Below are 23,971 nucleotides of genomic sequence, written 5' to 3'. Positions count from 1 at the left end.
CCGGGGAGGTGGGGCGCCGATCAAGGCACGGGATCGTGGCCGTGGCCGCCCCAGGGGTTGCAGCGCAATAACCGCTTCGCGCTAAGCCAGCTACCCTTAATCGCGCCGTGGCGCCGGAGGGCCTCGATGGCAAAAGCAGAGCAGCTGGGGGTGTAGCGGCAGGTGGGTGGCAGAAGCCGCGAGGGGCCAAGCTGCCAGAACCGCGCGACAAGGATCAGCAGGCGTGCGATCATGCACTGGGCGCTGATGGTCGCCGCGCGGTCCTGGACAGAGCCTTTTCCAGCTCCGCCTGCATGGCAGCGAAGTCGCGCTCGATACCGCCTGCGCGGCCGATCAGCACATGATCCGCGCCGGGCTGTCCGCCGTGCGGCAACAGCGCCCGCGCCAGTGCGCGCAGACGGCGCTTCATGCGGTTGCGCACCACCGCATTGCCGATTTTCTTGGTGACGGTGAAGCCCATGCGAATCGCCGGATCGTCATCGCGCCGATCATGCACGAGCAGAACGAAACCGGGCGCCGCATAGCGACGCCCGCGATTGGCGGCGAGAAAGGATTTGCGATCCCGCATCTTCAAAAGAGGCGGGGACACAAGAGGCTGTTCGCTCAGGCGGACAGCTTCTTGCGGCCGCGTGCACGGCGCGCGCGCAAGATCTTGCGACCGCTGGCGGTGGCGGAGCGCTTGCGGAAACCGTGGCGGCGAGCGCGCACGAGGTTGCTCGGCTGGAAGGTGCGCTTCATGGCATCAAGTCCTATTTGTCAAAACAAAAAGGGCCGCCGTTCCCGGCGACCGCCTATTTCTATGGCCCGCTGTTTACCGGGCCATGCGTGAAAGTCAATCGGCGTGTTGCGCAATATCGGGCATCGGGCCCTGGAAACCGGCGGTGGCGTAAACCGGCTGATCGGCCAGCTTGTCGAAGCAGCGGTCGATCAGTTCCTCGCCCTCGGCCTCGTGATCGCACACCACGGCCATGGCCCAGGAGCCGAATTCCCGTTCCGGCAAATCCCGGCGGCTGATGATCTCGACCTGATCATGGCGATGATCCAGCGCGATTATATCCATCAGCATGTCGATGGCGGCGCGCGGGCCTTCCATCACCTGAAAGAAGGATCCATCCTGGTGGCAAAGCAATCCGGTGATCCCGTGCGCGGCGTTCCGCTCCTCGGCAATATGTCCGATCGATGCGAGGATGAGGGGGGAAACCTCAATGGTAGCGCGGCTGCGATAGGTGAGCTGATGAATCATAGATTAACTTTGCCTGTCCAAGCGACAGTTACAAAGACGTCTCACATCAGCGTTCGTTCCCGATTGCGCAGAATGATTTCCGGAACCGGCACCATCTGTTGCCGCGCGGCAACAGATACGGCCTCAGAAAATCGCCTGATGTCCATCCACATGGATGCCGCATTCGGTCTTGTCCCAGCCGGACCAGCGGCCCGAGCGCGGGTCCTCGCCCGGTTTCACCTTGTTGGTGCAGGGCGCGCAACCGATCGAGGGATAGCCTTCCGCCACCAGCGGATGGGCTGGCAGATCATGCTCTGCGATATAGGCGGCCACGCGCGTGGGATCCCAATCGGCCAGAGGATTGATCTTGAGCCGCCCTTCGGGATCGGTCTTGTCGATCTCGAACCGGGGCAGGCCGCGGCGGGTGGCAGACTGAAAGCCCTTGCGTCCGGTGATCGAGGCATCGAACCGCGCCATGGCCCGCGCCAACGGCTTCACCTTGCGAATCTCGCAGCAGCCGTCGGGGTCATAGGACCAGCGCAGGCCGGTATCGTCCTTCGCCGCCAGATCGGCGGGGTCGGGCGTCAGGTTGACGAGATTCAGGCCCAACCGATCGGCCAGCAGATCGCGATAGGCCAGCGTCTCGGGAAAATGCTTGCCGGTTTCCAGGAACAGCACCGGCACGCTTTTGTCCACGGTGGAGACGAGGTGCAGCAGCGCCACGCTCTCCGCGCCGAAGGACGAGACCAGCGTGACATCGCCCGCCAGACCGTCGCCGAGCACGCTTTCCAGCATCTCGGCGGTGTCCCGGCCACGGAACATGTTGTTGAGCCGGATGGCGTCGCTCTCGCGAAAGCGCGGGGAGACGTCCAGCCGGTCGCGGATGCGCGTTTCCTTACCCATGATCGCCGCCATGCCGAAGCGTCCAGACGGGAGTCTGACCATCCACGGTCGGCTGATAGACATGGTCGTAAAAGCCCAGCGCCCGCTCCACAGCCGCCGCGTCCAGCGGCGCATCGGGGGCGAAACTGTCGAACCCGCAGCGGCGCATATAGCGAATCTGGTCCACCAGCACATCGCCCGCCGCGCGCAGTTCACCGGCATAACCGGCCTCGCGCAGGATGCGCGCCGCCGAGTAGCCGCGCCCGTCGGTAAAGGCGGGGAAATGCACGACGACCAGCGTGAGCCGATCGAGCATGGCCAACAATTCGCGTGCATCCTCACCCGATTCGAGGCGCACGGCGGTGGCGTTGGTCTGGCCCTTGAACGCCTCGACCGTCACAGCGGGCTGCGCGCAGGGTTCATCGTCACGATAACGCAGCTGGGCATCGCCCACACCGCCGGTTGCAAATGATTCAGCCATAAAGCGCCTCCTTGAACGGCTCCATGCCGATTCGCCGATAGGTATCGACGAACCGCTCGCCTTCCTCGCGCTGGGCGAGATACAGGTCGGTCGCCTTTTCGATGGCATCGACCACGCCATCTTCGGTGAAGCCGGGGCCGGTGATCTTGGCCAGGCTCACATCTTCCGCGCCCGAGCCGCCGAAGAGCAGCTGGTAATTCTCCACGCCCTTCCGGTCGACGCCGAGGATGCCGATATGCCCGGCATGATGATGGCCGCAGGCATTGATGCAGCCGGAAATTTTCAGCTTCAGCTCCCCCAGTTCCTTCTGCCGCTGCTGATCGGCAAAACGCTGCGAGATCTTCTGTGCCAGCGGGATCGAGCGGGCATTGGCCAGGCTGCAATAATCCAGGCCCGGGCATGCGATCATATCGCCGATCAGATCCAGATTGGCGGGCGCAAGGCCGGCTTCGTCGAGCTTCTGCCACAGCGCGTAGAGATCGGCCTTGCGCACATGCGGCAGCACGATGTTTTGGCTGTGCGTAACGCGGCACTCATCGAAACTATACTGCTTGGCCAGATCGGCCATCAGGTCCATCTGGTCCGCCGTGGCATCGCCCGGAATGCCGCCGACCGGCTTCAGGCTGATCGTGGCGATCGCATAGGCCGGGTTCTTATGTTCGGCGACATTCTGGTCATGCCAGATACGGAAATCCGGATCGGACAGATCGACTTCGGTCGGTGCCTCGGCGTCGAAAGCGGGCGGTGCGAAAAATTCGCTGATCCGCTCCAGCTCGGCGCGCGGCGGGTCGAGATTCAGCGTCTTGATATGCGCGAATTCTTCCTCGACCTGGCGCTTATATTCCTCTGCGCCAATCTCGTGCACCAAGATCTTGATGCGCGCCTTGTACTTGTTGTCGCGCCGTCCGTAGCGGTTGTAGACCCGCAGGCAGGCCTCGCAATAGCTGATCAGATCATCGGCGGAGACGAATTCGCGGATCAGCGGCGCGATCATCGGCGTGCGGCCCATGCCGCCGCCGACATAAAAGCGCGCGCCGAGTTCTCCCGCGTCATTCTCCACCAGCTGAATGCCGATATCGTGCAGCCGCATGGCCGCGCGGTCGGTATCCGATGCGATGACGCAGATTTTGAACTTGCGCGGCAGATGCGCGAATTCCGGGTGGAAGCTGGACCATTGGCGCAGCAGCTCCGCCCAAGGCCGCGGATCGGCGGCCTCTTCGGCGCTGGCCCCGGCATATTGATCGGAACTGATGTTGCGGATGCAATTGCCGCTGGTCTGGATGGCGTGCATTTCGACCGTGGACAGGTCCTGCAGGATATCGGCCGCATCCTCCAGCTTGATCCAGTTATACTGGATGTTCTGGCGGGTGGTGAAATGCCCGTAATCGCGGTCATATTTGCGCGCGATGGTCGCCAGCATCCGCATCTGATCGCCCGACAGCGTGCCATAGGGAATGGCCACGCGCAGCATATAGGCGTGCAGTTGCAGATACAGACCGTTCTGCAGGCGCAGTGGCTTGAACTGATCCTCGGTCATCTCTCCCGCGATGCGCCGCTCGCACTGATCGCGAAATTCGGCCACGCGGCTGTCGACGAGCGACTGGTCATATTTATCGTACTGGTACATCAGGCTTTCTCGATCGGGATATTGGTGTCGATGGCCAGGTCCTGCCGCACGGTGGGGCCGGACGCGCGCACACGGTCCTTGATATGCAGCGGCATGGGGCCGCGCTCGGTCTGCTCGGCTTCCACGCTATAGCCTGCGTTGACACGGCGCGCGGCGTCTTCGCGCTGCAGCACCGCATCGGCTTCCTCGCCGGCGTCCACGGCATCGGACAGGTGGCGCGACCAGTTGGTCTCGCCCGCCCACCAGATGACGTCGCCGGTCTTCAGGTCGTTTCCGGTCAGAATGATCATGCTTCACTTTCCACTTGTGCGCGCTCGGTGCGAACGATGTTGAACAGGTCGAGCGCATTGGAGCGCTTCACCACATCGCCGACCACGATGAGCGCGGGGCTGCGCACATTCTCGCGCGCGATCATCGCGCCCAGATCGGTCAGCAATGTGCGGATCGCGCGCGATTCGCCGCGGGTGCCGTTCTCCAGAACGGCGACGGGGGTGTCCGGGGAGAGGCCGTCGTCAATCAGCTTTTCGGTGATCGGCTCGGCAGTGGCCACGCCCATATAGATGACGAGCGTGCGGCCCTTGCCGGCCAGGCCGGCCCAGTTCTGTTCGCTCAGCCCCTTGCACTGCCCCGCCACGAAGCTGACCGCGCTGGCATCCTCGCGATGCGTGAGCGGCAGCAGCGCCTCGGCGGCGCAGCCATTGGCGGCGCTGATGCCGGGGACAACCTCGACAGACACGCCGGCGGCGCGCAAATCTTCGGCTTCCTCGCCGCCGCGCCCGAAGATGAACGGATCGCCGCCTTTCAGCCGCACGACATCATGGCCGGCCTTGGCCTCGGCCACCAGCAGCGCGTTGATGTCTTCCTGCGGCAGGGTGTGCCGGGCGCGTTTCTTCGCGACCGAAATCAAACGCGCATCGGGGCGGGCCATCGCCATGATCTCGTCGGCCACGAGGCCGTCATGCACGATCAGGCGCGCCCGCTCGATCAGCCGCGCGGCCTTGATCGTCAGGAGATCCGGATCACCGGGCCCGGCACCGACCAGATAGACGGTGCCGAACTGGCGTTCTTTGGAAGGGGAGGCTTCTGTCATGGTCCGAAAGATGGCCTCCGCCGGTCCTTCGCACAAACGAGGATGGATTGGACGGCGTGAAGGGCAGCTTTAGCGCGCCGCCCGACAGTTGCCGCAGCGGCTAAGCGTCGCCCTTTTCCTCGGGATGAAATTCATCCTGCTTGATGCCGATGCCGATCCGGGCATTGGGCTTGTCATTCTCCGCCGAGACGACGGGAAAGGCGCAATAATCGGCGGCATAATAGGCGCTGGGCCGGTGGTTGCCGGACAGGCCGATGCCGCCAAAGGGCGCATGGCTTGTGGCACCGTTGGTGGTGCCGTTCCAGTTGACGATGCCGGCGCGGCTATTGGCCCAGAAGCGATCGAACAGCTTGTTGTCTCCGCCCACCAGCGATGCCGAGAGTCCGAAACGCGTGTTGTTCGCCTCGGCCATGGCCTCGTCGAAATCATCCACGCGGATGATCTGCAGCAGCGGGCCGAACAGCTCGATATCGGGACGCTCCGTCATCTCGGTCACGTCGATGATGCCGGGCGTGACGAACGGCAGATTGCCGTCCGGCCGGCGCATATGTTTGATCGGGCGGCCGCCATGGCTCATCAGCGCCAGAAAGCTTTCGGTCAGTCCGTCGGCGCTCTGATTGTCGATCACCGGCCCCATGAACGGGGCAGGGTCGGCATGCGGGCGATCGATCACCAGACGGTCGGCAATGCGCTTGACCTCGGCGATCACCAGATCGGCCTGGTCCTTCTTCAGGATCAGCCGGCGGGCGGCGGTGCAACGCTGCCCTGCCGTCAGAAAGGCGGACTGGATCACCAGCACGGCGGCGCTGTGAATATCGTCCGCGTCCCAGACGATGATGGGATTGTTGCCACCCATTTCGAGCGCCAGAATCTTGTCGGGCCGGGTGGCAAACTGCCGGTTGAGCGCGATGCCGGTGCGCGCCGATCCGGTGAATAGCAGCCCGTCGATCCCGTCATGGCTGCTCAGCGCCTTGCCCACATCGGGGCCGCCTTGCACCAGCCGGACGACATCCTGCGGGATCCCGGCGCGGTGATAGAGCTCCACCAGCTTCTCGCCCACCGCAGGCGTCTTTTCGGATGGCTTGAACAGCACCGTATTGCCCGCGATCAGCGCCGGAACGATGTGGCCATTGGGCAGATGCGCCGGAAAATTATAGGGGCCGAGCACGGCCAGCACGCCATGCGGCTTGTGCCGCAGCGCGTTGCGCGCGCCCGATCCTTCGACCCGGCGCTGCGATGTGCGTTCGGCATAGGCCTTGATCGAAATGTCCACCTTGCCCACGATCGCGGCCACTTCGGTGCGCGCTTCCCACACGGGCTTGCCGGTCTCGCGTGCGATCAGATCGGCCAGCTCATCCTCGGCATCGCGCGCCACATTGGAGAAGCGGCGGATTAGCTCCATCCGGTCGGTCAACGCCATGGCGGCCCATTTGGGCCAGGCGCCGCGCGCCCGCCCCACTTCGGCATCGACATCGGATGCAGTGCCTTCCCAAAGGCGATCGCCGGTTGCCGGTTCTATGGACAGAAGCTGGGACATAGGATTGTTTTTCAAACTCTTGCAAAAAGCGGGCGAAGGAGGGGTCTATAGCAAGCTGTCAGGAAGGTAAATCCGCAGCTTATCGCGGAGCGTACCAGCCCATCCTGCACCCAAAGCGCCTGATAAGGCGTATCAATCTTCGAACGCCGGGTAGATAAGATTCCAGCGCATGGGGAACGGAACAGAATGATGATGAACGCGAAATTGGCCATGTTGGCAGCGACGGCGAGTTTCCTGGTGGCCGCGCCGGTTGGCCTGCAGGCGCAAACGGCCACGCCGCCGCCCGCTTCCAGCCAGCCGGTTCCCGGGGAGCTGGAACTGGCCAAGCTGATCTGGAGCACCATGGCGGCGGTCGACCATGCCAATCAGTCGGGCAATTATTCGGTGCTGCGCGATATCAGCGCGCCGGCCTTCCAGATTGCCAACGATCCCACCCGGCTGGCGCAGATATTTGGCGGGCTGCGGTCCAGCGGGACCGATTTGTCGAACACCATGCTGCTGGCCCCTACCTATCGCGCGCCGCCCGCGATCACGTCGCCTGGAGTGATGCGGCTGCAGGGCTATTTCGGTCTGCGCCCCACCGCGATCAATTTCGATCTGAGCTATCAGTGGGTGGCGGGCAAATGGCGGCTCGTGGGCGTCAGTATTTCCCCGGCCAGCCTCGCCACGATCCAGCCGGGCGAGGCCGAGCCGATGCAGAATGCCCCGGCGCCGCGCCAGGGGCGCTGAACTGGAGGCTTCGAACCGCACTTTCTGCACCGGAGGCGCAGCGCGAGCGACCTATCGACGATAGGCCTCGCCCATGCTGCGGATGGCATCGATCTTGGCATGAAGCGGTGCCCAGTCGTCCCTGTCGGCAATATGCGCCCAGATCGCTTCCACTTCCTCGATATGCATCGAGCAGGGGCCATTGCCGTTCCAATAGGCATGATCGCGGCTGCGGGCGGGCGCATAATGGGCCGCCGCCGTGCGAAAGGCGGTAAAGGCGTCTGCGGCATAGGCGGGCTCGTCCAGCGCCGGGCGCCCCATCCAGTCGAAGAAGAAGCGGTCGGCCACCACGCCGCTGGCGATCAGCGCCTTTTCCGCGGCCTCGACCAGTGCATGATCGGCCTCCGCCCCGCGCGATGCAAAGCCCAGCCGCCACAGGAACTGCGCGGTGAAGGCCTCCCGGTACAGATCGGGATAACGTTCCAGCGCGGCGATCAGCGGCGGGGCCTCGCCGATCTGGCGCAGGCATCCGGCAAGCTGCGCCAGATTCCAGTGGATCGCCTCGGGCTGGCGGCCGAAGGCATAGAGCCCGGCATGATCGAAATAGGCGGCGGTGAAGCTCGGATCCCAGGTCGGTGCGAACCGCCACGGACCGTAGTCGAAACTCTCTCCGCTGATATTGATATTGTCGCTGTTGAGCACGCCGTGGACGAAACCGGCTGCCACCATATGCGCGGCCTGCCGCGCGCAGGCTTCCACCGCCTTGTTCAGCAGCGCCGGGCCGGGATCGGCCACGTCCGTCTCGTCGTAATAATGTTCGAGGCAATAACGCGCGAGGCGTTCGATGAAGCCGTCATCGCGTTCGAAGGCGGCGCGCTGGAAGCTGCCGATGCGGATATGACCATGGCCCAGCCGCACCAATACGGCGGAGCGGGTAGGAGAGGGCTCGTCGCCCCGGTGAAGCTGCTCGCCGGTTTCGATCAGTGAGAAGGTCTTGCTGGTTTCCAGCCCCAGCGCTTCCAGCATTTCCGTGGCCATGATCTCGCGCACGCCGCCTTTCAGCGTCAGCCGCCCGTCGCCCGCGCGGCTATAGGGCGTGGTGCCCGATCCCTTGGTGGCCAGGTCCAGCAGGCGGTCCTCGCCATCGAGCAATTGCGCGAACAGAAAGCCGCGGCCATCGCCGATATCCGGATTGTACTCCCGGAACTGATGGCCATGATAGCGCAGCGCCAGCGGCTGAGGCAGATTGTCCGGCAGGGAATCGAAACGGCCGAAATGCCGCAGCCAGTCTTCATCGGAAAGATCGTCCAGCCCCACGGCGGCGGCCCAGCGATCGTTGCGGAAGCGCAGCCTGGTTTCAGGAAAATCCGCCGCTGCCACGGGCACGGCGATGGCGTCTCCGAGGCTGGCGATTTGCGTGCAGGCCCTGTAGGGAGCGGCTTTGGGTTGTATCGGTGCCATGCCCTGCGAGGTGGGCGCAGCAGGGGAGATTGGCAAGCATGGGCGATAATTCGGTCGAAAGCCGGTCGAGAGCGGAACAGCCCGGTGAAAGCTGGTCTGACGGTTATTGGTGGTCGCGCGACGGCCTGCGCCTGCATTATCGCGATTATGGCGGACGGGACGATCTGCCGCCGGTCATCTGCCTGCCGGGGTTGACCCGCAACGCCCGCGATTTCGAGACGCTGGCCGCGCATATTGCACCGGGCCGCCGGGTGATCTGTCCGGAATATCGCGGCCGCGGGGACAGCGCCTATGCCAAGGACGTGATGAGCTATGTGCCGCTCAGCTATGCGCAGGATGTCGAGGCATTGCTGCAGGAGTTGGAGATCACCCGGTTCGCGCTCATCGGCACGTCGCTGGGTGGCATCGTCTCGATGCTGCTGGCATCCACATGGCCGGGCCGCATCGAAGGCGTGGTGCTGAACGATATCGGCCCGGAAATCGCGCCCGATGGCCTGAAGCGCATCCAGAGCTATGTCGGCGAGGGCCGCAGTTTCGAAAGCTGGGCGCATGCCGGGCGCGCGCAGGAGGAGCTGAACGGCGCAATCTATCCCGACTGGCAGCTGTCCGACTGGATCCGCTTTGCCAAGCGCACCTACAAGCTGACCAGCAAGGGGCGCATCGTGCAGGATTATGACACCCGCATCGCCGAACCGTTCGAAGTGCCCGGCAGCGCCACGGGGGTGGACCTGTGGCCCGCGCTGCGTGCCATGGCCGATGTGCCGGTGCTGATCGTGCGCGGCGAAACCAGCGATATTCTGAGCGCCGATGTGGCGGCGCGCATGCTGTCCATGCTGCGCAAGGGCCGGCTGGAGACGGTGGCCGCCATCGGCCACGCGCCGACGCTGGACGAGGGCGAGGCGGTACGCGCGATCGACGGCTTTCTGGCCGATATCGCAGCGCAGCCCGCAGCGCTATAAGCTGCCGCAAAGCGTGTGATCCTGTGAGCATGACCCGATGAGCAGACTTTCATGAGCCGCCCCGTCCGCCTGCTGCACTGTCACGGCAGTTTCGATCTGGGGGGCAAGGAAGCCCGCACCGCCAAGCTGATGAACCGTTTCGGCGGGCAGGCGGAGCATGTCGTCCTTGTCGCCAATGGGGACCATAGCGCGCGCAAGGCGCTCGACCCGGGTCTGTCCGTCCGCTTTCCGGACGATGCGCCCTTGCTGTCCGGCAAGCCGGGGCTGAAACGCTATCGCCAGCTGGCCGATTATATGAAGACGTTCGATCTGGTGCTGACCTATAATTGGGGCGCGATGGACGCGGTGATGGCCAACACCATCCTCGGCGCGTCCATGGGCCTGCCGCCGCTGATCCATCATGAAGACGGTTTCAACGAGGATGAGGCCCGGCGGCTCATGCGCAAGCGCAACTGGTTTCGCGCGCTGGCGCTGGCCCGTGCCCGTGCCCTGGTGGTGCCCTCGCTCCGGCTGGAGGAAATCGCGCGCGGCCCCTGGCATCAGGGCGCGGAGAAGATCCAGCGAATCGCCAATGGCATCGATGTCGATCTGTATGAAAAAAAGCCCCAGCGCGGCGCCATTCCCGGGTTCAAGAAGATCAGGGACATGGTCGTCGTCGGCACGATTGCCGGTCTGCGCCCGGTCAAGCAGCTGACCCGTCTGGTGCGCGCCGTGCATGCCGCCGGGGACGATGTGATGCTCGTCATTGTCGGCGAAGGGCCGGACAAGGATGCCATTCAGGCCGAAGCGGCCCGGCTGGGCATGGCGCATCGCTTGCTGATGCCGGGCTTTCTCGACCGGCCCCACCGCTATGTCGGGCTGTTCGATATTTTTGCGCTCTCGTCCGACAGCGAGCAGTTCCCGATCTCGGTGATCGAAGGCATGGCCGCAGGGCTTCCGGTCGCGGCCCCGGCGGTGGGCGATGTAAAGGACATGGTCAGCGGCTCGAATGCCGAATTCATTACCGCGCCTGGCGACGATGCCGCACTGGCGCTGGCGATCACCAAGCTGGCGCTGGATCCTGCCAGGCGCGCGCAGATTGGGGTAGCCAACCGGGTCAAGGCGCAGGCGCAGTTCAATGAAGACCGTATGGTCGCGCGCTATCGGCTGCTTTATGGATCGGCCATGGGGCGCCGTGATTTTGTCGAGGGGACGGGCTAGCGCGTTCAGCTGGGATATGGTCGCATGCGGCCATAAGGCCCGGCTGGCGAGCGCCGGAAACCGTTTTGGGGGTTACAGCGCGCCAAACATCGCCTAGCCCGGCCCGCATATTTGCGTTTTGAATATGGCGGTCCATCTTAGAAGGCGATCGGCCGTTTAGAGGGAGTGAGGATAGCTGTGTTCAAGGGTCTGAAACCCATTCAATATGCCGGACGCGAAGTCTGGCCGCTGGTCGAAGGCGGCAAGGGCGTTTCGGCCACCAATCATGCTTCGTCCGGGGCCTGGGCTGCGGCTGGCGGCATCGGCACGGTCAGCGCGGTCAATGCGGATAGCTATGACGATGACGGCAATGTCATTCCGCAAACCTATGACGGGCGCACCCGGACCGATCGGCATGAACAGCTGGTGCGCTATGCCATCGACGGCGCGGTGGCGCAGGTCGAGCGGGCGCATGAGATTGCCGGTGGCAAGGGTGCGATCAATATCAATGTGCTGTGGGAACAGGGCGGCGCAGAGCAGGTGCTCCACGGCGTGCTGGAGCGGACACGCGGCAAGGTGCAGGGTGTAACCTGCGGCGCGGGCATGCCCTATCGGCTGAGCGAGATCGCGCAGCAATATGGTGTCTATTATCTGCCGATCGTCAGCTCCGGGCGGGCCTTCCGCGCCTTGTGGAAGCGCGCTTACCATAAAGTGCCGGATCTGCTGGGCGCGGTTGTCTATGAAGATCCCTGGCTGGCGGGCGGCCACAACGGCCTGTCCAATGCCGAGGATCCGACCAAGCCGGAAGATCCGTTCCCGCGCGTAAAACAGCTGCGCGACATGATGCGCGCCGAGGGCATTTCGGACGATCTGCCGATCGTGATGGCGGGCGGCGTCTGGTTCCTGCGCGACTGGAATGACTGGATCGACAATCCGGAGCTGGGGCAGATCATGTTCCAGTACGGCACGCGGCCCCTGCTGACGCAGGAAAGCCCGATACCGGATCTGTGGAAGGATGAGCTGACGAAGATCGAGGAGGGCGATGTGCTGCTGCACAAGTTCAGCCCCACCGGTTTTTATTCCAGCGCGGTGAAGAACCCGTTCCTGCGCTCGCTGGAAGGCCGGTCCGAGCGACAGATTCCGTTCTCCACCGAAAAGGCGGGCGAACATATCCATCAGCTGGACGTGGGCGTGAAGGGCAAGAATTTCTGGGTCGCCGCGGGCGATCTGTTGCGCGCGCGCGAATGGGACCAGCAGGGTTATACCACCGCGCTGAAGACGCCGGACAATACGCTGGTGTTCGTGACGCCGGACGAGCGGGCGGTGATCCGCAAGGATCAGGCCGATTGCATGGGCTGCCTGTCCCATTGCGGTTTTTCCAGCTGGAAAGACCATGACAATTATTCCACCGGTCGGCTGGCCGATCCGCGCAGCTTCTGTATCCAGAAATCGCTACAGAACATCGCCCATGGGGCCGATCCGGACGAAAATCTGATGTTCGCCGGCCATGCGGCCTATAATTTCAAGACCGATCCCTTCTATTCCAACGGCTTCGTGCCGACGGTGGAGCAGCTGGTGGAGCGAATCCTGACCGGAGATTAAGGGCAGGCGATCGATACGCGGTAAGCAGGCCGAGGGCGGAGCGATCCGCCCTCAGGCGCGCAGGCTGTCCCCCACATCGTCCAGACCGCGCTCCTCGCTGTCGCTGCTCACGCGCATCCGGATGCCGGCGGACACGCCATAGCCCAGGATCAGGGTGACCACGGCAGTCCATGCGCCGACGGCCGCAACCGCGATAAGCTGAATGCCAAGCTGCGATACGATACCCGCGCCATCGGTATAGCCCACGCCGTCGAACAGGCTGGCGGAGAAGACCGCCGTCAGCACCGTGCCGAGCAGACCGCCGATCCCGTGCACTGCAAAAATGCCCAGCGCATCGTCGATTCCGAGCCTGATCCGCACCACCGGCAGCATGGCGCGGCAGGCAATGGCCGCAAGCAGGCCGATGACCAGCGCGCCCAGGGGGCCGACGCTGCCCGCGGCGGGCGCGATGGCCGCCAGTCCCGCCACAGCGCCCAGCGCAAAGCCGGTGATGGTGACATGGCCGACGGCCCGGCGTTCCAGGGCAATCCAGACGAGCGCGGAGATCGCGGCCGCGAAATGGCTGTTGATGATGGCGCTGCCCGCGCCCAGATCGCTCGCGGTGAGCGCTGCGCCCCCGGCCATCGCGACCGATCCGATCCACAACAAGGCCATGCCGCCAAAGGCCAGCGCCGGGTTGGCGGGCATGAAATCCTCCCCCTGCCAACCCTTGCGGCGACCCAGCGTCAGGGCGACGATCAGTCCTGCGATTCCGGCGGTCATGTGCACGGTAAGGCCGCCCGCATAATCGATCACGCCCATATCGGCGAGCCAGCCGGCCCCCCAGACCCAGCGGGCCACCGGCACATAGACCAGCAGCGTCCACAATGCTGCAAAAAGCACCGCCCAGCCGAGCCGCGCGCGCTCCGCTGCGGCACCGATCATGATGACGGGGGCGAGCAGCGCAAAGCCCATCTGGAACAGCGCAAACACGATCTCGCCGATGCTCTGGCCGTCGCGCACCGCCAGCGTGTCGGCAAACATGAAGTTGGACAGCGTGCCGATCCAGTCGCTTCCATCGGCGGAAAAGGCGAGGCTGTAGCCGACCGTAATCCAAAGTACGGACACCGCTGCAACCACCGCGCCGATTTCCAGCAGCATCGCCAGCATGTTCTTGGCGCGCACGCGTCCTGCGTGAAACAGTGCAAAGCCCGGCAGAACCGTCAGCAGTGCGAACAGCGTGGCGGTGAGCACCCAGCCGGTATCGCCCGAATCGGTGATTGCCACCGGCACGTGCGCCGCTGCAGGCGCGGCCATGGCCGCGAGAAACAGCACGGGGAAAATAGAAAATACGCGCATTGATCAGGCCTTTGTCCGCTTGCGGATGCTCCACGCTAATCTAGGCGTGCCGGCGCTGCAATTTGGTTAATATTTGCAGGCGGTTGGGCGAATTGCGCCGCCTGCCCATGTTGCCGGCTCAGGCCAGGCCCGTCAGCACCTGATCGGGCGGGCGATGGCCATCGGCCCAGATGCGGATATTGGCAATCACGCGTTCGCCCGAGGCTTCGCGCCCCTCGAACGTGGCGCTGCCGAGATGCGGCAGCAGCACGACATTGTCGAGCGCCAGCAAACGCCCGTCGACCGCGGGTTCGTGGGTGTACACATCCAGCCCCGCGCCGCCGATCCGGCCCGTCTCCAAGGCCTCGATCAAGGCGTTTTCGTCCACCAGCTCTCCGCGCGAGGTGTTGATCAGATAGGCGTTCGGCTTCATCGCGGACAGGCGCCCGGCGTCGATCAGCCCGCGCGTCTCCTCGGTCAGCGGGGCGTGGAGTGAGACGATGTCGCTGCGCGCCACCAGCCGATCGAGATCTGGCTCATAGGTCACGCCCAGTTCTTCCTCCAGCATTGGGGGAAGGCGGCGCCGCTTGTTATACAGGATGTTGAGGCCAAAGGCGCGGGCGCGGCGCGCCACCGCCTCGCCGATTCGTCCGAAGCCGATGATGCCGAGCGTCTTGCCGCCAACGCGATGGCCGAGCATGCCGCTGGGCCGCCAGCCGTTCCATGCGCCGGAGCGCACCAGCTTCTCGCCTTCGTTCAGCCGGCGGGGGACGGACAGGATCAGCGCCAGCGTCATGTCCGCCGTATCTTCGGTAAACACGCCGGGCGTATTGGTGACGGTGATACGCCGTGCCTGCGCGGCGGCCAGATCGATATGGTCCACGCCCGCACCGAAATTGGCGATCATTTTCAGCCGGTCCGGCGCGCCCTTCAACAGATCGGCATCGATCCGGTCGCTCACCGTGGGCACCAGCACGTCGCAATCGGCCATGGCCTCGGCCAGCTCGTCGCGTGAAAAAGCGTGATCGTCCGGGTTGAAGCGCACGTCGAACAGTTCGGCCATGCGCGCCTCGACACTGTCCAGCAGCTTGGCGGTGACGACGATGCGTGGCTTGGCGATGCGGGGATGATCGGTCATGGCCATCTTCGCTACTGTGCCAGACAAAGGCAGGCAAGCCGGGAGCGGTAAGAGGGCAAAATCACGGGATGTCCGATGCCAGGCCTTGTCGCTGCCATGCGGGCGGCGGTATAGGCGCTGCGCCAAGGGAGATAGTTGCGCGTCATGCAGGTCCGATCAATCCGCTTTTCCGTTCTCGCCGCCGCCCTGTTCGCATCGCTGCCGTCCATGAACCAGCCGCTGAGGGCGCAGAGCGATCCGCAATTGCCTTATTGGGCGTCGATCGATGTCGATGAAGCGCGGATGCGCGCCGGTCCATCGACCGAATTTCCGATCAAATGGATCTACCATCGAAAATATCTGCCGGTGAAAGTGATCGACCGGATGGATGCCTGGCGCAAGGTGGAAGACCCCGATGGCGATCAGGGATGGATGCATTCGCGGCTATTGTCGGGAGACCGCACCGCCATCGTGACCGGCAATATTCGCCCGATGCGCAGCAATCCTGACGCTGGCGCGCGTATCGCGTGGCGCGCCGAACCCGGCGTGGTCGGCCGGATCAGTGATTGCGACAAGGGCTGGTGCCTGTTCGATGTGTCCGGACAGCGCGGCTGGATAGAAGCCAGCGGACTTTGGGGCGACGAGGAATTGCCGCCCGCGCCGGACAAGTAAGAGTCGCGTAAAACCGCGCGGGGCCGAATAGCGACGCACGGATTGCATGACGGCCTGTCTGCCAGGTCGGTTGTGAAGTGGGTGGAGCCAGTGGCCCCACCCGTTCCGATCAGATCAGCTCGACGGCAATGGCCGTGGCTTCGCCGCCGCCGATGCACAGGCTGGCGATGCCGCGCTTCTTGCCCTGCGTTTCCAGCGCGCCGAGCAAAGTGGTGATGATGCGCGTGCCGCTGGCACCGATCGGGTGGCCCAGTGCGGTACCACCGCCGTTCACGTTGATCTTGTCATGGCTGATGCCGATGTCCTGCATCGCGAACATGGCAACGCATGCGAAAGCCTCGTTCACTTCCCACAGATCGACATCGTCGACCGACCAACCGGTTTTCTCCAGCAGCTTCTGGATAGCCCCGACAGGAGCGATCGTGAATTCGGACGGCTCCTGCGCATGGGCGGCATGTGCCACGATGCGCGCGACCGGCTTCAGGCCCTTTTCATCGGCCTTGCTCTGGCTGGTCAGGACGATGGCGGCAGCGCCATCGCTGATCGAGCTGCTGGTCGCCGCGGTAATCGTGCCGTCCTTGGCAAAGGCCGGGCGCAGGTTGGGGATCTTGTCGGGTCGGCCTTTGCCGGGGCCTTCATCCTTGTCCACCGTCTGCTCGCCTGCGCGGTTCTTGAACGTAACCGGCACGATTTCCTTGTCGAACGCACCGCTGTCGATGGCGGCATTGGCGCGGCGCAGCGATTCAATGGAATATTCGTCCATGCCTTCGCGGGTCAGCTGATATTTATCGCTCATGTCCTGCGCAAAGGTGCCCATGGCACGGCCTTCCTCATAGGCATCTTCCAGCCCGTCGAGGAACATATGGTCATAGGCCGTGTCATGCCCGATGCGCGCACCGCTGCGATGCTTCTTCAGGAGATAGGGCGCATTGGTCATGCTCTCCATGCCGCCTGCAATCACGGTATCCACGGAGCCCACGGCAATCGCCTCCGCGCCCATGATCACCGTCTGCATGCCCGAGCCGCAAACCTTGTTGACGGTGGTGGCCTGGACGGATTTGGGCAGGGCAGCCTTGATCCCGGCCTGGCGGGCGGGGGCCTGTCCAAGACCGGCGGGCAGCACGCAGCCCATATAGATGCGGTCCACATCCTCACCCTTCACCCCGGCGCGCTCCACGGCACCCTTGACGGCGGCCGCGCCAAGCTCGGTCGCGCTGACATCGGACAGCGCACCCTGCATCGCGCCCATGGGCGTGCGGGCATAGGACAGAATGACGACGGGATCGGAACTGGACATGGTAAGACAGCCTCTCTGTTAATTTCGTGTCTGATATAGGACAAATGAGCGGGCAAGCAATTCGGTCCTTCCGCACGTGCCGGAACACCGCGTGCCGCCGCCCGGGCCATGCCTTAGCGCGCAGGAGGCGATGCTTTTGGCTTTTGCGCATTGGGATCGCGCCCGCGATACGGTAACATGCAAAAACAACATAAAAGGAGAGCTTGCATGGCGATGACCGAACAGGATGCCCAGACCCCCAGCCACAGCCCGGAAGAGATGCGCGCGCTGCTGATGCGCCAGCGCAAGGCGTTCACGGTTGCCGCGCCGGAAGATATGAATGCACGCGAAAACCGCCTGAACCGGGCGATCTTTCTGCTCACCGATCATGCCGATGATTTTGCCAAGGCGGTGTCGGCCGATTTCGGCCATCGCAGCCATGAACAGACGCTGCTGACCGACATCGGCCCGTCGGTGAACGCACTCAAACATGCCAGGAAGCATTTTCGCCAGTGGGCGCGCAGCGAAAAACGCAGCCCGATGTTCCCGCTCGGCCTGCTGGGTGCCAAGGCCAGCGTGGAATATGGCCCCAAAGGCGTTGTCGGCGTGGTCGCGCCGTGGAATTTTCCCGTCGGCATGGTGATGGTGCCGATGGCCGGCGTTCTGGCGGCGGGCAATCGCGCGCTGGTGAAGCCGAGCGAATTCACGCCGGAAACCAGCGCGCTGCTGGGCCGGTTGGTCGCCGAATATTTCCATGAAGAGGAGATGGCGGTCGTGACCGGTGGGCCGGAGGTGGGCAAGGCCTTCACCCAGCTGCCGTTCGACCATATGATCTTCACCGGCGCGACTGGCGTGGGCCGCCACGTCATGCGCGCCGCCGCCGACAATCTGACGCCGGTAACGCTGGAACTGGGCGGTAAATCGCCGACCATCGTCGGCCGGTCCGCCGATATCCCGAAAGCGGCGGAGCGCATCGCGCTGGGCAAGATGATGAACGCCGGGCAAATCTGCCTCGCGCCCGATTATCTGATGGTCGCGCGCGATCAGGAGCCGGACATGATCGGCGCGCTGAAGGACAGCGTCTCGGCGCTTTATCCATCCTTGCTGGCGAATGAGGATTACACCTCGGTCATCAACGCGCGCAACCATGAGCGGCTTACCGGCTATCTCGAGGATGCGCGGTCCAAGGGTGCGGAGCTGATCGAGGTCAATCCGGCAAGCGAGGATTTTGCCGGATCCAACGGCAACAAGATGCCGCTCACCATCCTGCGCAACGTGACCGACAACATGGCCGTCATGCAGGAAGAGATTTTCGGACCGATCCTGCCGATCATGACCTATGACGTGGTGGACGAGGCGATCGATTATGTGAACGATCATGACCGCCCGCTTGGCCTCTATTATTTCGGGCAGGACGGAGCGGAAGAAAAGGCCGTGCTCGGGCGCACCATCTCGGGCGGCGTCACGGTGAACGATGTGGTGTTCCACAACGCCATGGAAGATCTGCCCTTCGGCGGCATCGGCCCATCCGGCATGGGCAATTATCACGGGATCGATGGGTTCCGCACGTTCAGCCACAGCCGCGCGGTCTATCGCCAACCCAAGCTGGACGTGGCCGGGCTGGGTGGCTTCAAGCCGCCTTATGGCAAGGCCACCCGTAAGGCGCTGAAAACCATGCTTAAACCATGAGCTAAAACGGCGGCAGGGGGAAAATGCTGGTGCGTTGCGCACTAGCCATTGCCCTTGCCGCCGGGGATGCGTAAAGCGCTCGACCTGCCGTCCATGCCCCTGTGGTGGAATTGGTAGACGCGCTCGACTCAAAATCGAGTTCCGAAAGGAGTGCCGGTTCGACTCCGGCCAGGGGCACCAGCCGGCACGGCACGAAGGGGGCGGCATGACTAATCTGACCAAGGCCGATATTGTGCGCAGCACCCTGATCGTGCTGCTGCTTGTCGGGATCGCGCTGCTGCTGGTAAAGGTTACCGCCACCCTGCTGCTGATCTTCGCCGCGGTGCTGGTCGCCGCCGTGATCCGCGCCTTTTCCGATCCCTTGCAGGCGCGCGGTATGCCCGAAACGGCATCGGTTCTGCTCGCACTGTTGATCATTGTCGGCCTGCTTGTGGGATTTGGCTATCTGTTCGGACAGTCGCTCAGTGCGCAGTTCGACAATCTCGGTTCGCGGCTGACCGAATCCTATGAAGTCGTGCGGGACTGGATATCGCGCCTTCCGTTCGGATCGGTCATCGAATCGGCCACGCCGGACATCCAGAACCTCTTCGGCCGCGCCGTCAACCTGGCCTGGGGCGCGCTGGGGCTGGTCACCAATCTGGTGCTGGTTCTGGTCGGCGGCATCTATCTGGCGCTCGATCCGGGCATGTATGCGCGCGGCTTTTCCAAGCTGTTTCCCAAGGCCAAATCCGGCGTCGTCCTGTCCGCGCTGAGCGAAAGCGGGCAGGCGCTGCGGCGCTATCTGGCGGCGCAGCTGGTCACCATGACCGCGGTCGGCACCATGGTCTATGTCGGTCTGATGATCGTCGGCGTGCCCTCTGCCGGCGCGCTTGGACTGATCAGCGCGCTGACCAATTTCATTCCGCTGGTCGGGCCGTTCATCGGCGCGGGGCCGGGCGTGCTGATCACCTTTGCGAACGATCCGGACAAGCTGCTCTGGGCGGTGCTGGTCTATTTCATAGCCCAGCAGATCGAAGGCAATGTGCTGACACCCATCGTGCAGCGCTATGCCGTGGCCATTCCGCCCGCCCTGCTGATTTTCACGCTGGGCGCGATGGGCACATTGTTCGGCACCATCGGCATCATTCTGGCCGCGCCGATTACCGTGGTGATCTATACGCTGGTGGCCAAATTATGGTCGCGCGAGACGCTGGGCCATGATGTCGACGTTTTGGAAGATATCGAGTCCGAGGCGGAAGCCTCCGATCCTGCCTGAACATCTGCATTCTCACTCCTGAAAATCCGCGTGTAATGTTGGAAATATCTCTCTAGCTCAACCAACCGATGTGGTTATCGGGAGCGAAGGTTATGGATTTCAAAGGCAGGGCGAAACGGCTGAGCGACGGCGCCATCGGCACAGCGGCGCGAACGCTGGCATGCGATCCGGCAGCGATCCACGCCGTTATCGCGGTGGAAAGCCAGGGCGGTTTCGATGCGGACGGACGGCCCCGGATGCTGTTCGAGCGGCATTATTTTCACCGACTGACCAACGGAAAGTTTTCCGCATCCCACCCGGAGATCAGCGCGCCCGGATGGGGCGGCTATGGCGCGGCGTCGGCGCAATATGATCGGCTGGCGCGCGCCATCGCCTGCGACCGGTCGGCCGCGCTGCGCTCTGCCAGCTGGGGCATGTTCCAGATCATGGGGGACAATCATGCATTGGCGGGGTTCGGCGATGTCGAGGCGTTTGTCTGCGCAATGATGGACAGCGAAGATCACCATCTTGCGGCCTTTGTGGCCTTTGCATGTGCGAAGGGTCTTCAAGGATCCTTGCAGCGGCAGGACTGGCGGGCTTTCGCGCGGGTCTATAATGGACCGGCCTTTGCCAGGAACCGATATGATGCGCGGCTCGCCGAAGCCTATGCGCGCCACGCCCGGCTGAAGATCGGCAGCCACGGCGCCGCCGTTCGGGCGCTACAGGCCAGGTTGGATATATCGTCGGACGGCATCTTCGGGCCGGACACCGACGCGGCGCTGCGCCGGTTTCAACGCAGCACCGGGCTGGTGGTGGACGGGATCGCCGGACCGGCCACCCGCGCCGCGCTACGCCTTGGCTGAGCGCTCCTCCCACCAATCGGCATAGGGCGTGTTGGCGATGGCGCGGCGGTTGTAATCGGGCGCGCCATCGGTCCACCAGACCGGGCCGCGCTCGCCCAAGGCGCGCTTGGCTATATCTACCCGCGCACGGGCATCGGCGGTCGCCTGGTCCGTGTCCGCCGTTTTCACCGCACGGCGCGCGTCCACCAAGTCACCGACCAGCGCCTTTTCCTTTGCGGCATCCAGATCGGGGCGGGTGGCGCGCCACATGATGCCGTCGACCACGATATAGCGGCCATCGGGGGTTTTCGGCGGCCCGCTCACGCTGCCAGCGCACTTTGCGCCATCGCCAGATCGCGCAGGAATTTTTCATATTCCACTTTCTGGCCCGCGCCGTCGGGCAGGCGTAGAAGATAGCTGGGGTGCACGGTAATCAGCAGCTTTGCGCCATCGCGATAGTCAATCAGCTGGCTGCGATTGCGTGATATGGTGAGGCTCTTGCCCGTCAAGGCACGCACCGCCGTGGCACCCAGCGCCACAATCACCTGCGGCTGCACGATCTGCCGTTCCTGCTCCAGCCACCAGCGATAATATTCCACATCCTGATTGCTGGGTTTGGAATGAATGCGCCGCTTGCCCCGCTGGACGAATTTGAAGCGCTTGACCGCATTGGTGACATAGGCCTGGTCCCTGTTCACCGAGGCGGCCGCGAGGGCGCGGTCCAGCAATTGTCCGGCTGGGCCAACAAAGGGGCGGCCCGCCTGATCCTCCTGATCGCCAGGCTGCTCGCCCACAAACATCATCGGCGCATCGCCCGGCCCTTCGCCCGGCACCAATGTCGGGGAGAAGTCCTCCTGCGGATAGTCGGTTGCCGCTGAGAGCGCCTTGTACAGGCTGTCCAAGTCGGTGAAGCCATGGGCCTGCGCCGGGGCCATGACATCCTTGATCGCGATGGCCGCCGTCTGTTCCTTGTCGATCATCGCGTTCATTCTGGTCTCCGCCTCGCGTGTCAGTCCGGGGATCAACGCCGCTTCGGGCAGATTTTTCCAATATTTGGCCGGCATTTCCGCCAGCATGGCCTTGGTCTTCAGGCGCGCAGGATTGAAGATGGCACCATAATAGGCCTTCCACTCCGCTTCGACCGCGTCTTCCTGCGGCACATCGGATTTGGCGCCGCCGGGTCCGGTTGCCAGCGTCTGACCATCCCAGGCGATGCTCGCTTCCGGCGTCACGATCAGCCAGTTCATGCCAGTGAACCGATTGCGGAAAAAGGGGGCCACCGCCAAGGTGATATGATGCTCCGGCTCGAACCAGGCGACGAAACTTTCCCGCCCGTTTTCATCCGATCCGATCTTCCGGAAACGCACAAAGGCATGCATTTTATGAATGTCCCGGCGGATCGATTTGGACAGGCCGCGAAGGCGGTGCATATCGGGATCGGCCGGATTCAGGAAGATTTTAGGCTCGCTCTGGGCGCGGTAAACGATGCGATAGCCCAGCGCGAACCTTTCCGGATCGCTGTGCAGCAGCGCCGTCTCGATCTGTCTGAGCAGTTCCTTCGATATCACTGGCTGCGGACCGCGGGGCGGGGGAATGTCGTTTGCGCGCCCGCCAACGCTAGATCGATCGTCACCGGCATGATCAAACAAGCTGTCTCGGCCCACCTGCCAGTCCACATCTGCCGGTGCAATTTGCGCGCGCAGAAGCCCCCGTGCAGCATCGCGCCAGCCTGCAATATCCGTCTCGGCAGCGAGCGCGATCCGGATCATGGGGGTGAGCCGGTCCTCATGCCGCAAACAGGTCCATCTGCTTGGCCGGGCGGGCCATCTGTGCGCGCAGCATGTCGCTGTCGAGCCGCGCGCCAGGGTGCCAGTCTTCGGCGATGATCCAGGGCCGCATCTTTCGCGTCGACCGGCACAACCGTTCGACATCGGCCAATCGCAACCGTCCGAACCGCCGTGCCCGCACCACCGCGCCCACGCCTTTGGTGCCAAGACCTGGCACGCGCAGCAACATCTCACGCGGCGCCCGATTAAGATCGACCGGAAAACTCTGCCGGTTCATCAGCGCCCAGGCCATCTTGGGGTCGACATCGAGATCGAGCAGGCCACCTTGCGCATTGGCGATGATTTCGCCGACCGAGAAACCATAGAAGCGCAACATCCAGTCCGCCTGATACAACCGGTGTTCGCGCATCAGAGGCGGGGCGGCGAGGGGGAGGCGCTTGCTGGCGTCGGGAATGGGGCTGAACGCGGAATAATAGACGCGCTTCAATCCCACGCCGGTGTACAGTTTGGCACTGGTCTGCAAAATCGCCGCATCGTCCGATGCATCTGCGCCTACGATCATCTGGGTGCTGTGCCCGCCGGGCGCGAACAGCGGCGCCTTTCGGCTTTTCCTGCGCTCCACCTTTGCTTCGGTAATGCGTCCGGACAGATCGGCCATGGTCTTGCGGATCAACGGCCCGCTTTTCTCCGGCGCGAATTCGGCAATAGCGGCATCGCTCGGCAACTCGATGTTGATCGACAACCGATCGGCATACAGGCCGGCATCGGCCAGCAGCGCAGGATCTGCCTCCGGAATGGTCTTGAGATGGATATAGCCACCGAATTTATGCTCGATCCGCAGCTTCTTGGCGACTTGGACGAGCATCTCCATCGTATAATCGGGTGAACGGATGATGCCGGAGGAAAGAAACAGGCCCTCGATATAATTGCGTTTGTAAAAATCCATGGTGAGATCGACCACTTCATCCACCGTGAAGGCGGCCCGCCGAACATCGCTGGACGACCGATTGATACAATAATGACAATCGAACATGCAGACATTCGTCAGCAGGATCTTCAGCAGCGAAATGCATTGCCCGTCGGGCGCATAGCTGTGGCAGATGCCCATGCCGGTAGTGGAGCCGATCCCGCCGCTGGATTTGCTGTTGCGCTTGATCGATCCGCTCGACGCGCAGGACGCATCATATTTCGCGGCGTCGGCGAGAATTGTCAGCTTCTGGAGTCGATCGAGTTTGGCCATGGCGTTCGCACTATGTTCTAAGATGCCCCGTCGTTCGCGCAAGCCAAAT

General features: G+C 63.6%; 25 protein-coding genes and 1 tRNA gene. 9 read left to right on the top strand and 17 right to left on the bottom strand.

The window, feature by feature from the left end:
• Window positions 1-20: 20 nt before the first annotated feature.
• The 10 genes from yidD to astD all read right to left on the bottom strand — a co-directional run bounded on the left by yidD (window position 21) and on the right by astD (window position 6,839).
• Window positions 21-233 carry a membrane protein insertion efficiency factor YidD gene (gene yidD, locus G410_RS17725; RefSeq protein ID WP_084489120.1) on the bottom strand — a complete coding sequence of 71 codons (213 nt, stop codon included), beginning with the start codon at window positions 231-233 and terminating at the stop codon, window positions 21-23.
• Entirely contained in the window at window positions 230-568 is a 339-nt protein-coding gene (gene rnpA, locus G410_RS0109865; RefSeq protein WP_028971323.1) for a ribonuclease P protein component, read from the bottom strand. The genes yidD and rnpA overlap by 4 nt, the downstream gene beginning before the upstream one ends.
• A 35-nt stretch (window positions 569-603) precedes the next feature.
• Window positions 604-738 carry a 50S ribosomal protein L34 gene (gene rpmH, locus G410_RS0109860; RefSeq protein WP_022673490.1) on the bottom strand — a complete coding sequence of 45 codons (135 nt, stop codon included), beginning with the start codon at window positions 736-738 and terminating at the stop codon, window positions 604-606.
• Between the two features lie 94 nt (window positions 739-832).
• Entirely contained in the window at window positions 833-1,243 is a 411-nt protein-coding gene (locus G410_RS16310) for a BLUF domain-containing protein (protein WP_022673489.1), read from the bottom strand.
• Window positions 1,244-1,366: 123 nt separating this feature from the next.
• Complete coding sequence (locus G410_RS0109850) at window positions 1,367-2,137, bottom strand: phosphoadenylyl-sulfate reductase (RefSeq protein WP_022673488.1); 771 nt, start codon at window positions 2,135-2,137, stop codon at window positions 1,367-1,369.
• The gene (locus G410_RS0109845; protein ID WP_022673487.1) at window positions 2,118-2,585 is read right to left on the bottom strand and encodes a DUF934 domain-containing protein; all 468 of its coding nucleotides are present in this window, start codon (window positions 2,583-2,585) and stop codon (window positions 2,118-2,120) included. The genes G410_RS0109850 and G410_RS0109845 overlap by 20 nt, the downstream gene beginning before the upstream one ends.
• Entirely contained in the window at window positions 2,578-4,212 is a 1,635-nt protein-coding gene (locus tag G410_RS0109840) for a nitrite/sulfite reductase (RefSeq protein ID WP_022673486.1), read from the bottom strand. The genes G410_RS0109845 and G410_RS0109840 overlap by 8 nt, the downstream gene beginning before the upstream one ends.
• On the bottom strand, window positions 4,212-4,502 hold the full coding sequence (locus tag G410_RS0109835; protein ID WP_022673485.1) for a DUF2849 domain-containing protein: 291 nt from the start codon (window positions 4,500-4,502) through the stop codon (window positions 4,212-4,214). The genes G410_RS0109840 and G410_RS0109835 overlap by 1 nt, the downstream gene beginning before the upstream one ends.
• Entirely contained in the window at window positions 4,499-5,302 is an 804-nt protein-coding gene (gene cobA, locus G410_RS16305; protein WP_022673484.1) for a uroporphyrinogen-III C-methyltransferase, read from the bottom strand. The genes G410_RS0109835 and cobA overlap by 4 nt, the downstream gene beginning before the upstream one ends.
• A 100-nt stretch (window positions 5,303-5,402) precedes the next feature.
• Window positions 5,403-6,839 carry a succinylglutamate-semialdehyde dehydrogenase gene (astD, locus tag G410_RS0109825; protein ID WP_022673483.1) on the bottom strand — a complete coding sequence of 479 codons (1,437 nt, stop codon included), beginning with the start codon at window positions 6,837-6,839 and terminating at the stop codon, window positions 5,403-5,405.
• A 189-nt stretch (window positions 6,840-7,028) separates the two neighbouring features.
• Here astD and G410_RS0109820 point away from each other — a divergent pair, with 189 nt between their 5' ends.
• Window positions 7,029-7,568, top strand: a complete 540-nt coding sequence (locus tag G410_RS0109820) for a hypothetical protein (protein ID WP_051137271.1) — start codon at window positions 7,029-7,031, stop codon at window positions 7,566-7,568.
• A 51-nt stretch (window positions 7,569-7,619) separates the two neighbouring features.
• Here the strand turns inward: G410_RS0109820 and G410_RS0109815 are convergent, their stop codons facing one another.
• Entirely contained in the window at window positions 7,620-9,008 is a 1,389-nt protein-coding gene (locus G410_RS0109815; RefSeq protein ID WP_022673481.1) for a protein adenylyltransferase SelO family protein, read from the bottom strand.
• Window positions 9,009-9,046: 38 nt separating this feature from the next.
• Between G410_RS0109815 and G410_RS16300 the strand changes: the two genes are divergently transcribed.
• From G410_RS16300 to G410_RS0109800, 3 genes are all read left to right on the top strand, one after another.
• The gene (locus tag G410_RS16300) at window positions 9,047-9,967 is read left to right on the top strand and encodes an alpha/beta fold hydrolase (protein ID WP_022673480.1); all 921 of its coding nucleotides are present in this window, start codon (window positions 9,047-9,049) and stop codon (window positions 9,965-9,967) included.
• A 51-nt stretch (window positions 9,968-10,018) separates the two neighbouring features.
• Window positions 10,019-11,167, top strand: a complete 1,149-nt coding sequence (locus G410_RS0109805; protein ID WP_022673479.1) for a glycosyltransferase family 4 protein — start codon at window positions 10,019-10,021, stop codon at window positions 11,165-11,167.
• A 177-nt stretch (window positions 11,168-11,344) separates the two neighbouring features.
• The gene (locus G410_RS0109800) at window positions 11,345-12,748 is read left to right on the top strand and encodes an NAD(P)H-dependent flavin oxidoreductase (protein WP_022673478.1); all 1,404 of its coding nucleotides are present in this window, start codon (window positions 11,345-11,347) and stop codon (window positions 12,746-12,748) included.
• Window positions 12,749-12,799: 51 nt separating this feature from the next.
• On the opposite strand, the gene G410_RS0109795 is transcribed toward G410_RS0109800, so the two are convergent.
• Complete coding sequence (locus G410_RS0109795; protein WP_022673477.1) at window positions 12,800-14,086, bottom strand: ammonium transporter; 1,287 nt, start codon at window positions 14,084-14,086, stop codon at window positions 12,800-12,802.
• A 118-nt stretch (window positions 14,087-14,204) separates the two neighbouring features.
• A complete protein-coding gene (locus tag G410_RS0109790) occupies window positions 14,205-15,203 on the bottom strand; it encodes a 2-hydroxyacid dehydrogenase (protein WP_028971320.1) in 999 nt (332 codons plus the stop codon).
• Between the two features lie 144 nt (window positions 15,204-15,347).
• On the opposite strand from G410_RS0109790, the gene G410_RS0109785 reads away from it, so the two are divergent.
• Complete coding sequence (locus G410_RS0109785) at window positions 15,348-15,854, top strand: SH3 domain-containing protein (RefSeq protein WP_022673475.1); 507 nt, start codon at window positions 15,348-15,350, stop codon at window positions 15,852-15,854.
• Window positions 15,855-15,963: 109 nt separating this feature from the next.
• On the opposite strand, the gene G410_RS0109780 is transcribed toward G410_RS0109785, so the two are convergent.
• Window positions 15,964-17,151 (bottom strand): thiolase family protein, encoded by a 1,188-nt coding sequence (locus G410_RS0109780; protein WP_022673474.1) that lies wholly within the window; start codon window positions 17,149-17,151, stop codon window positions 15,964-15,966.
• 213 nt (window positions 17,152-17,364) lie between these two features.
• On the opposite strand from G410_RS0109780, the gene G410_RS0109775 reads away from it, so the two are divergent.
• From G410_RS0109775 to G410_RS16295, 4 genes are all read left to right on the top strand, one after another.
• Complete coding sequence (locus G410_RS0109775; protein ID WP_084489138.1) at window positions 17,365-18,819, top strand: coniferyl aldehyde dehydrogenase; 1,455 nt, start codon at window positions 17,365-17,367, stop codon at window positions 18,817-18,819.
• A gap of 95 nt (window positions 18,820-18,914) precedes the next feature.
• Window positions 18,915-18,999 (top strand) — tRNA-Leu (locus tag G410_RS0109770).
• Window positions 19,000-19,024: 25 nt separating this feature from the next.
• Window positions 19,025-20,074: an AI-2E family transporter gene (locus tag G410_RS0109765; protein WP_022673472.1), complete on the top strand. Its 1,050-nt coding sequence runs from the start codon at window positions 19,025-19,027 to the stop codon at window positions 20,072-20,074.
• 92 nt (window positions 20,075-20,166) lie between these two features.
• Window positions 20,167-20,916, top strand: a complete 750-nt coding sequence (locus G410_RS16295; protein ID WP_022673471.1) for an N-acetylmuramidase domain-containing protein — start codon at window positions 20,167-20,169, stop codon at window positions 20,914-20,916.
• Here G410_RS16295 and G410_RS0109755 read toward each other — a convergent pair.
• Genes G410_RS0109755 through G410_RS0109745 form a run of 3 tightly spaced genes read right to left on the bottom strand, consistent with a single transcriptional unit; the run spans window position 20,902 to window position 23,922 of the window.
• A complete protein-coding gene (locus G410_RS0109755; protein ID WP_022673470.1) occupies window positions 20,902-21,219 on the bottom strand; it encodes a hypothetical protein in 318 nt (105 codons plus the stop codon). The two genes, G410_RS16295 and G410_RS0109755, sit on opposite strands and share 15 nt — an antisense overlap.
• Window positions 21,216-22,664, bottom strand: a complete 1,449-nt coding sequence (locus G410_RS0109750) for a UdgX family uracil-DNA binding protein (protein ID WP_022673469.1) — start codon at window positions 22,662-22,664, stop codon at window positions 21,216-21,218. Before G410_RS0109750 ends, G410_RS0109755 begins: the two co-directional genes overlap by 4 nt.
• 16 nt (window positions 22,665-22,680) lie before the next feature.
• Window positions 22,681-23,922, bottom strand: coding sequence for a putative DNA modification/repair radical SAM protein (locus tag G410_RS0109745; RefSeq protein ID WP_022673468.1), 1,242 nt, complete (start codon window positions 23,920-23,922; stop codon window positions 22,681-22,683).
• Window positions 23,923-23,971 lie beyond the last annotated feature (49 nt).

The sequence above is a fragment of the Novosphingopyxis baekryungensis DSM 16222 genome, assembly GCF_000420305.1.
In the GTDB taxonomy this organism is placed as follows: Bacteria; Pseudomonadota; Alphaproteobacteria; order Sphingomonadales; family Sphingomonadaceae; genus Novosphingopyxis; species Novosphingopyxis baekryungensis.
Note: the sequence above shows the minus strand (reverse complement) of the source record. Positions and strands in the feature narration are given on the sequence as shown.

Bases quoted from the DNA above. Each gene is read 5' to 3' on its own strand.
- G410_RS0109805 (WP_022673479.1), top strand. From the start codon at position 10,019: ATGAGCCGCCCCGTCCGCCTGCTGCACTGTCACGGCAGTTTCGATCTG.
- yidD (WP_084489120.1), bottom strand. From the start codon at position 233: ATGATCGCACGCCTGCTGATCCTTGTCGCGCGGTTCTGGCAGCTTGGC.
- G410_RS16300 (WP_022673480.1), top strand. From the start codon at position 9,047: ATGGGCGATAATTCGGTCGAAAGCCGGTCGAGAGCGGAACAGCCCGGT.
- G410_RS0109765 (WP_022673472.1), top strand. From the start codon at position 19,025: ATGACTAATCTGACCAAGGCCGATATTGTGCGCAGCACCCTGATCGTG.
- G410_RS16310 (WP_022673489.1), bottom strand. From the start codon at position 1,243: ATGATTCATCAGCTCACCTATCGCAGCCGCGCTACCATTGAGGTTTCC.
- G410_RS0109745 (WP_022673468.1), bottom strand. From the start codon at position 23,922: ATGGCCAAACTCGATCGACTCCAGAAGCTGACAATTCTCGCCGACGCC.
- G410_RS0109845 (WP_022673487.1), bottom strand. From the start codon at position 2,585: ATGGCTGAATCATTTGCAACCGGCGGTGTGGGCGATGCCCAGCTGCGT.
- G410_RS0109780 (WP_022673474.1), bottom strand. From the start codon at position 17,151: ATGTCCAGTTCCGATCCCGTCGTCATTCTGTCCTATGCCCGCACGCCC.
- G410_RS0109835 (WP_022673485.1), bottom strand. From the start codon at position 4,502: ATGATCATTCTGACCGGAAACGACCTGAAGACCGGCGACGTCATCTGG.
- rnpA (WP_028971323.1), bottom strand. From the start codon at position 568: ATGCGGGATCGCAAATCCTTTCTCGCCGCCAATCGCGGGCGTCGCTAT.
- G410_RS0109840 (WP_022673486.1), bottom strand. From the start codon at position 4,212: ATGTACCAGTACGATAAATATGACCAGTCGCTCGTCGACAGCCGCGTG.
- rpmH (WP_022673490.1), bottom strand. From the start codon at position 738: ATGAAGCGCACCTTCCAGCCGAGCAACCTCGTGCGCGCTCGCCGCCAC.
- G410_RS0109775 (WP_084489138.1), top strand. From the start codon at position 17,365: ATGACCGAACAGGATGCCCAGACCCCCAGCCACAGCCCGGAAGAGATG.
- G410_RS0109850 (WP_022673488.1), bottom strand. From the start codon at position 2,137: ATGGCGGCGATCATGGGTAAGGAAACGCGCATCCGCGACCGGCTGGAC.
- G410_RS0109795 (WP_022673477.1), bottom strand. From the start codon at position 14,086: ATGCGCGTATTTTCTATTTTCCCCGTGCTGTTTCTCGCGGCCATGGCC.
- G410_RS16295 (WP_022673471.1), top strand. From the start codon at position 20,167: ATGGATTTCAAAGGCAGGGCGAAACGGCTGAGCGACGGCGCCATCGGC.
- astD (WP_022673483.1), bottom strand. From the start codon at position 6,839: ATGTCCCAGCTTCTGTCCATAGAACCGGCAACCGGCGATCGCCTTTGG.
- G410_RS0109790 (WP_028971320.1), bottom strand. From the start codon at position 15,203: ATGACCGATCATCCCCGCATCGCCAAGCCACGCATCGTCGTCACCGCC.
- G410_RS0109815 (WP_022673481.1), bottom strand. From the start codon at position 9,008: ATGGCACCGATACAACCCAAAGCCGCTCCCTACAGGGCCTGCACGCAA.
- G410_RS0109820 (WP_051137271.1), top strand. From the start codon at position 7,029: ATGATGAACGCGAAATTGGCCATGTTGGCAGCGACGGCGAGTTTCCTG.
- cobA (WP_022673484.1), bottom strand. From the start codon at position 5,302: ATGACAGAAGCCTCCCCTTCCAAAGAACGCCAGTTCGGCACCGTCTAT.
- G410_RS0109785 (WP_022673475.1), top strand. From the start codon at position 15,348: ATGCAGGTCCGATCAATCCGCTTTTCCGTTCTCGCCGCCGCCCTGTTC.
- G410_RS0109750 (WP_022673469.1), bottom strand. From the start codon at position 22,664: ATGATCCGGATCGCGCTCGCTGCCGAGACGGATATTGCAGGCTGGCGC.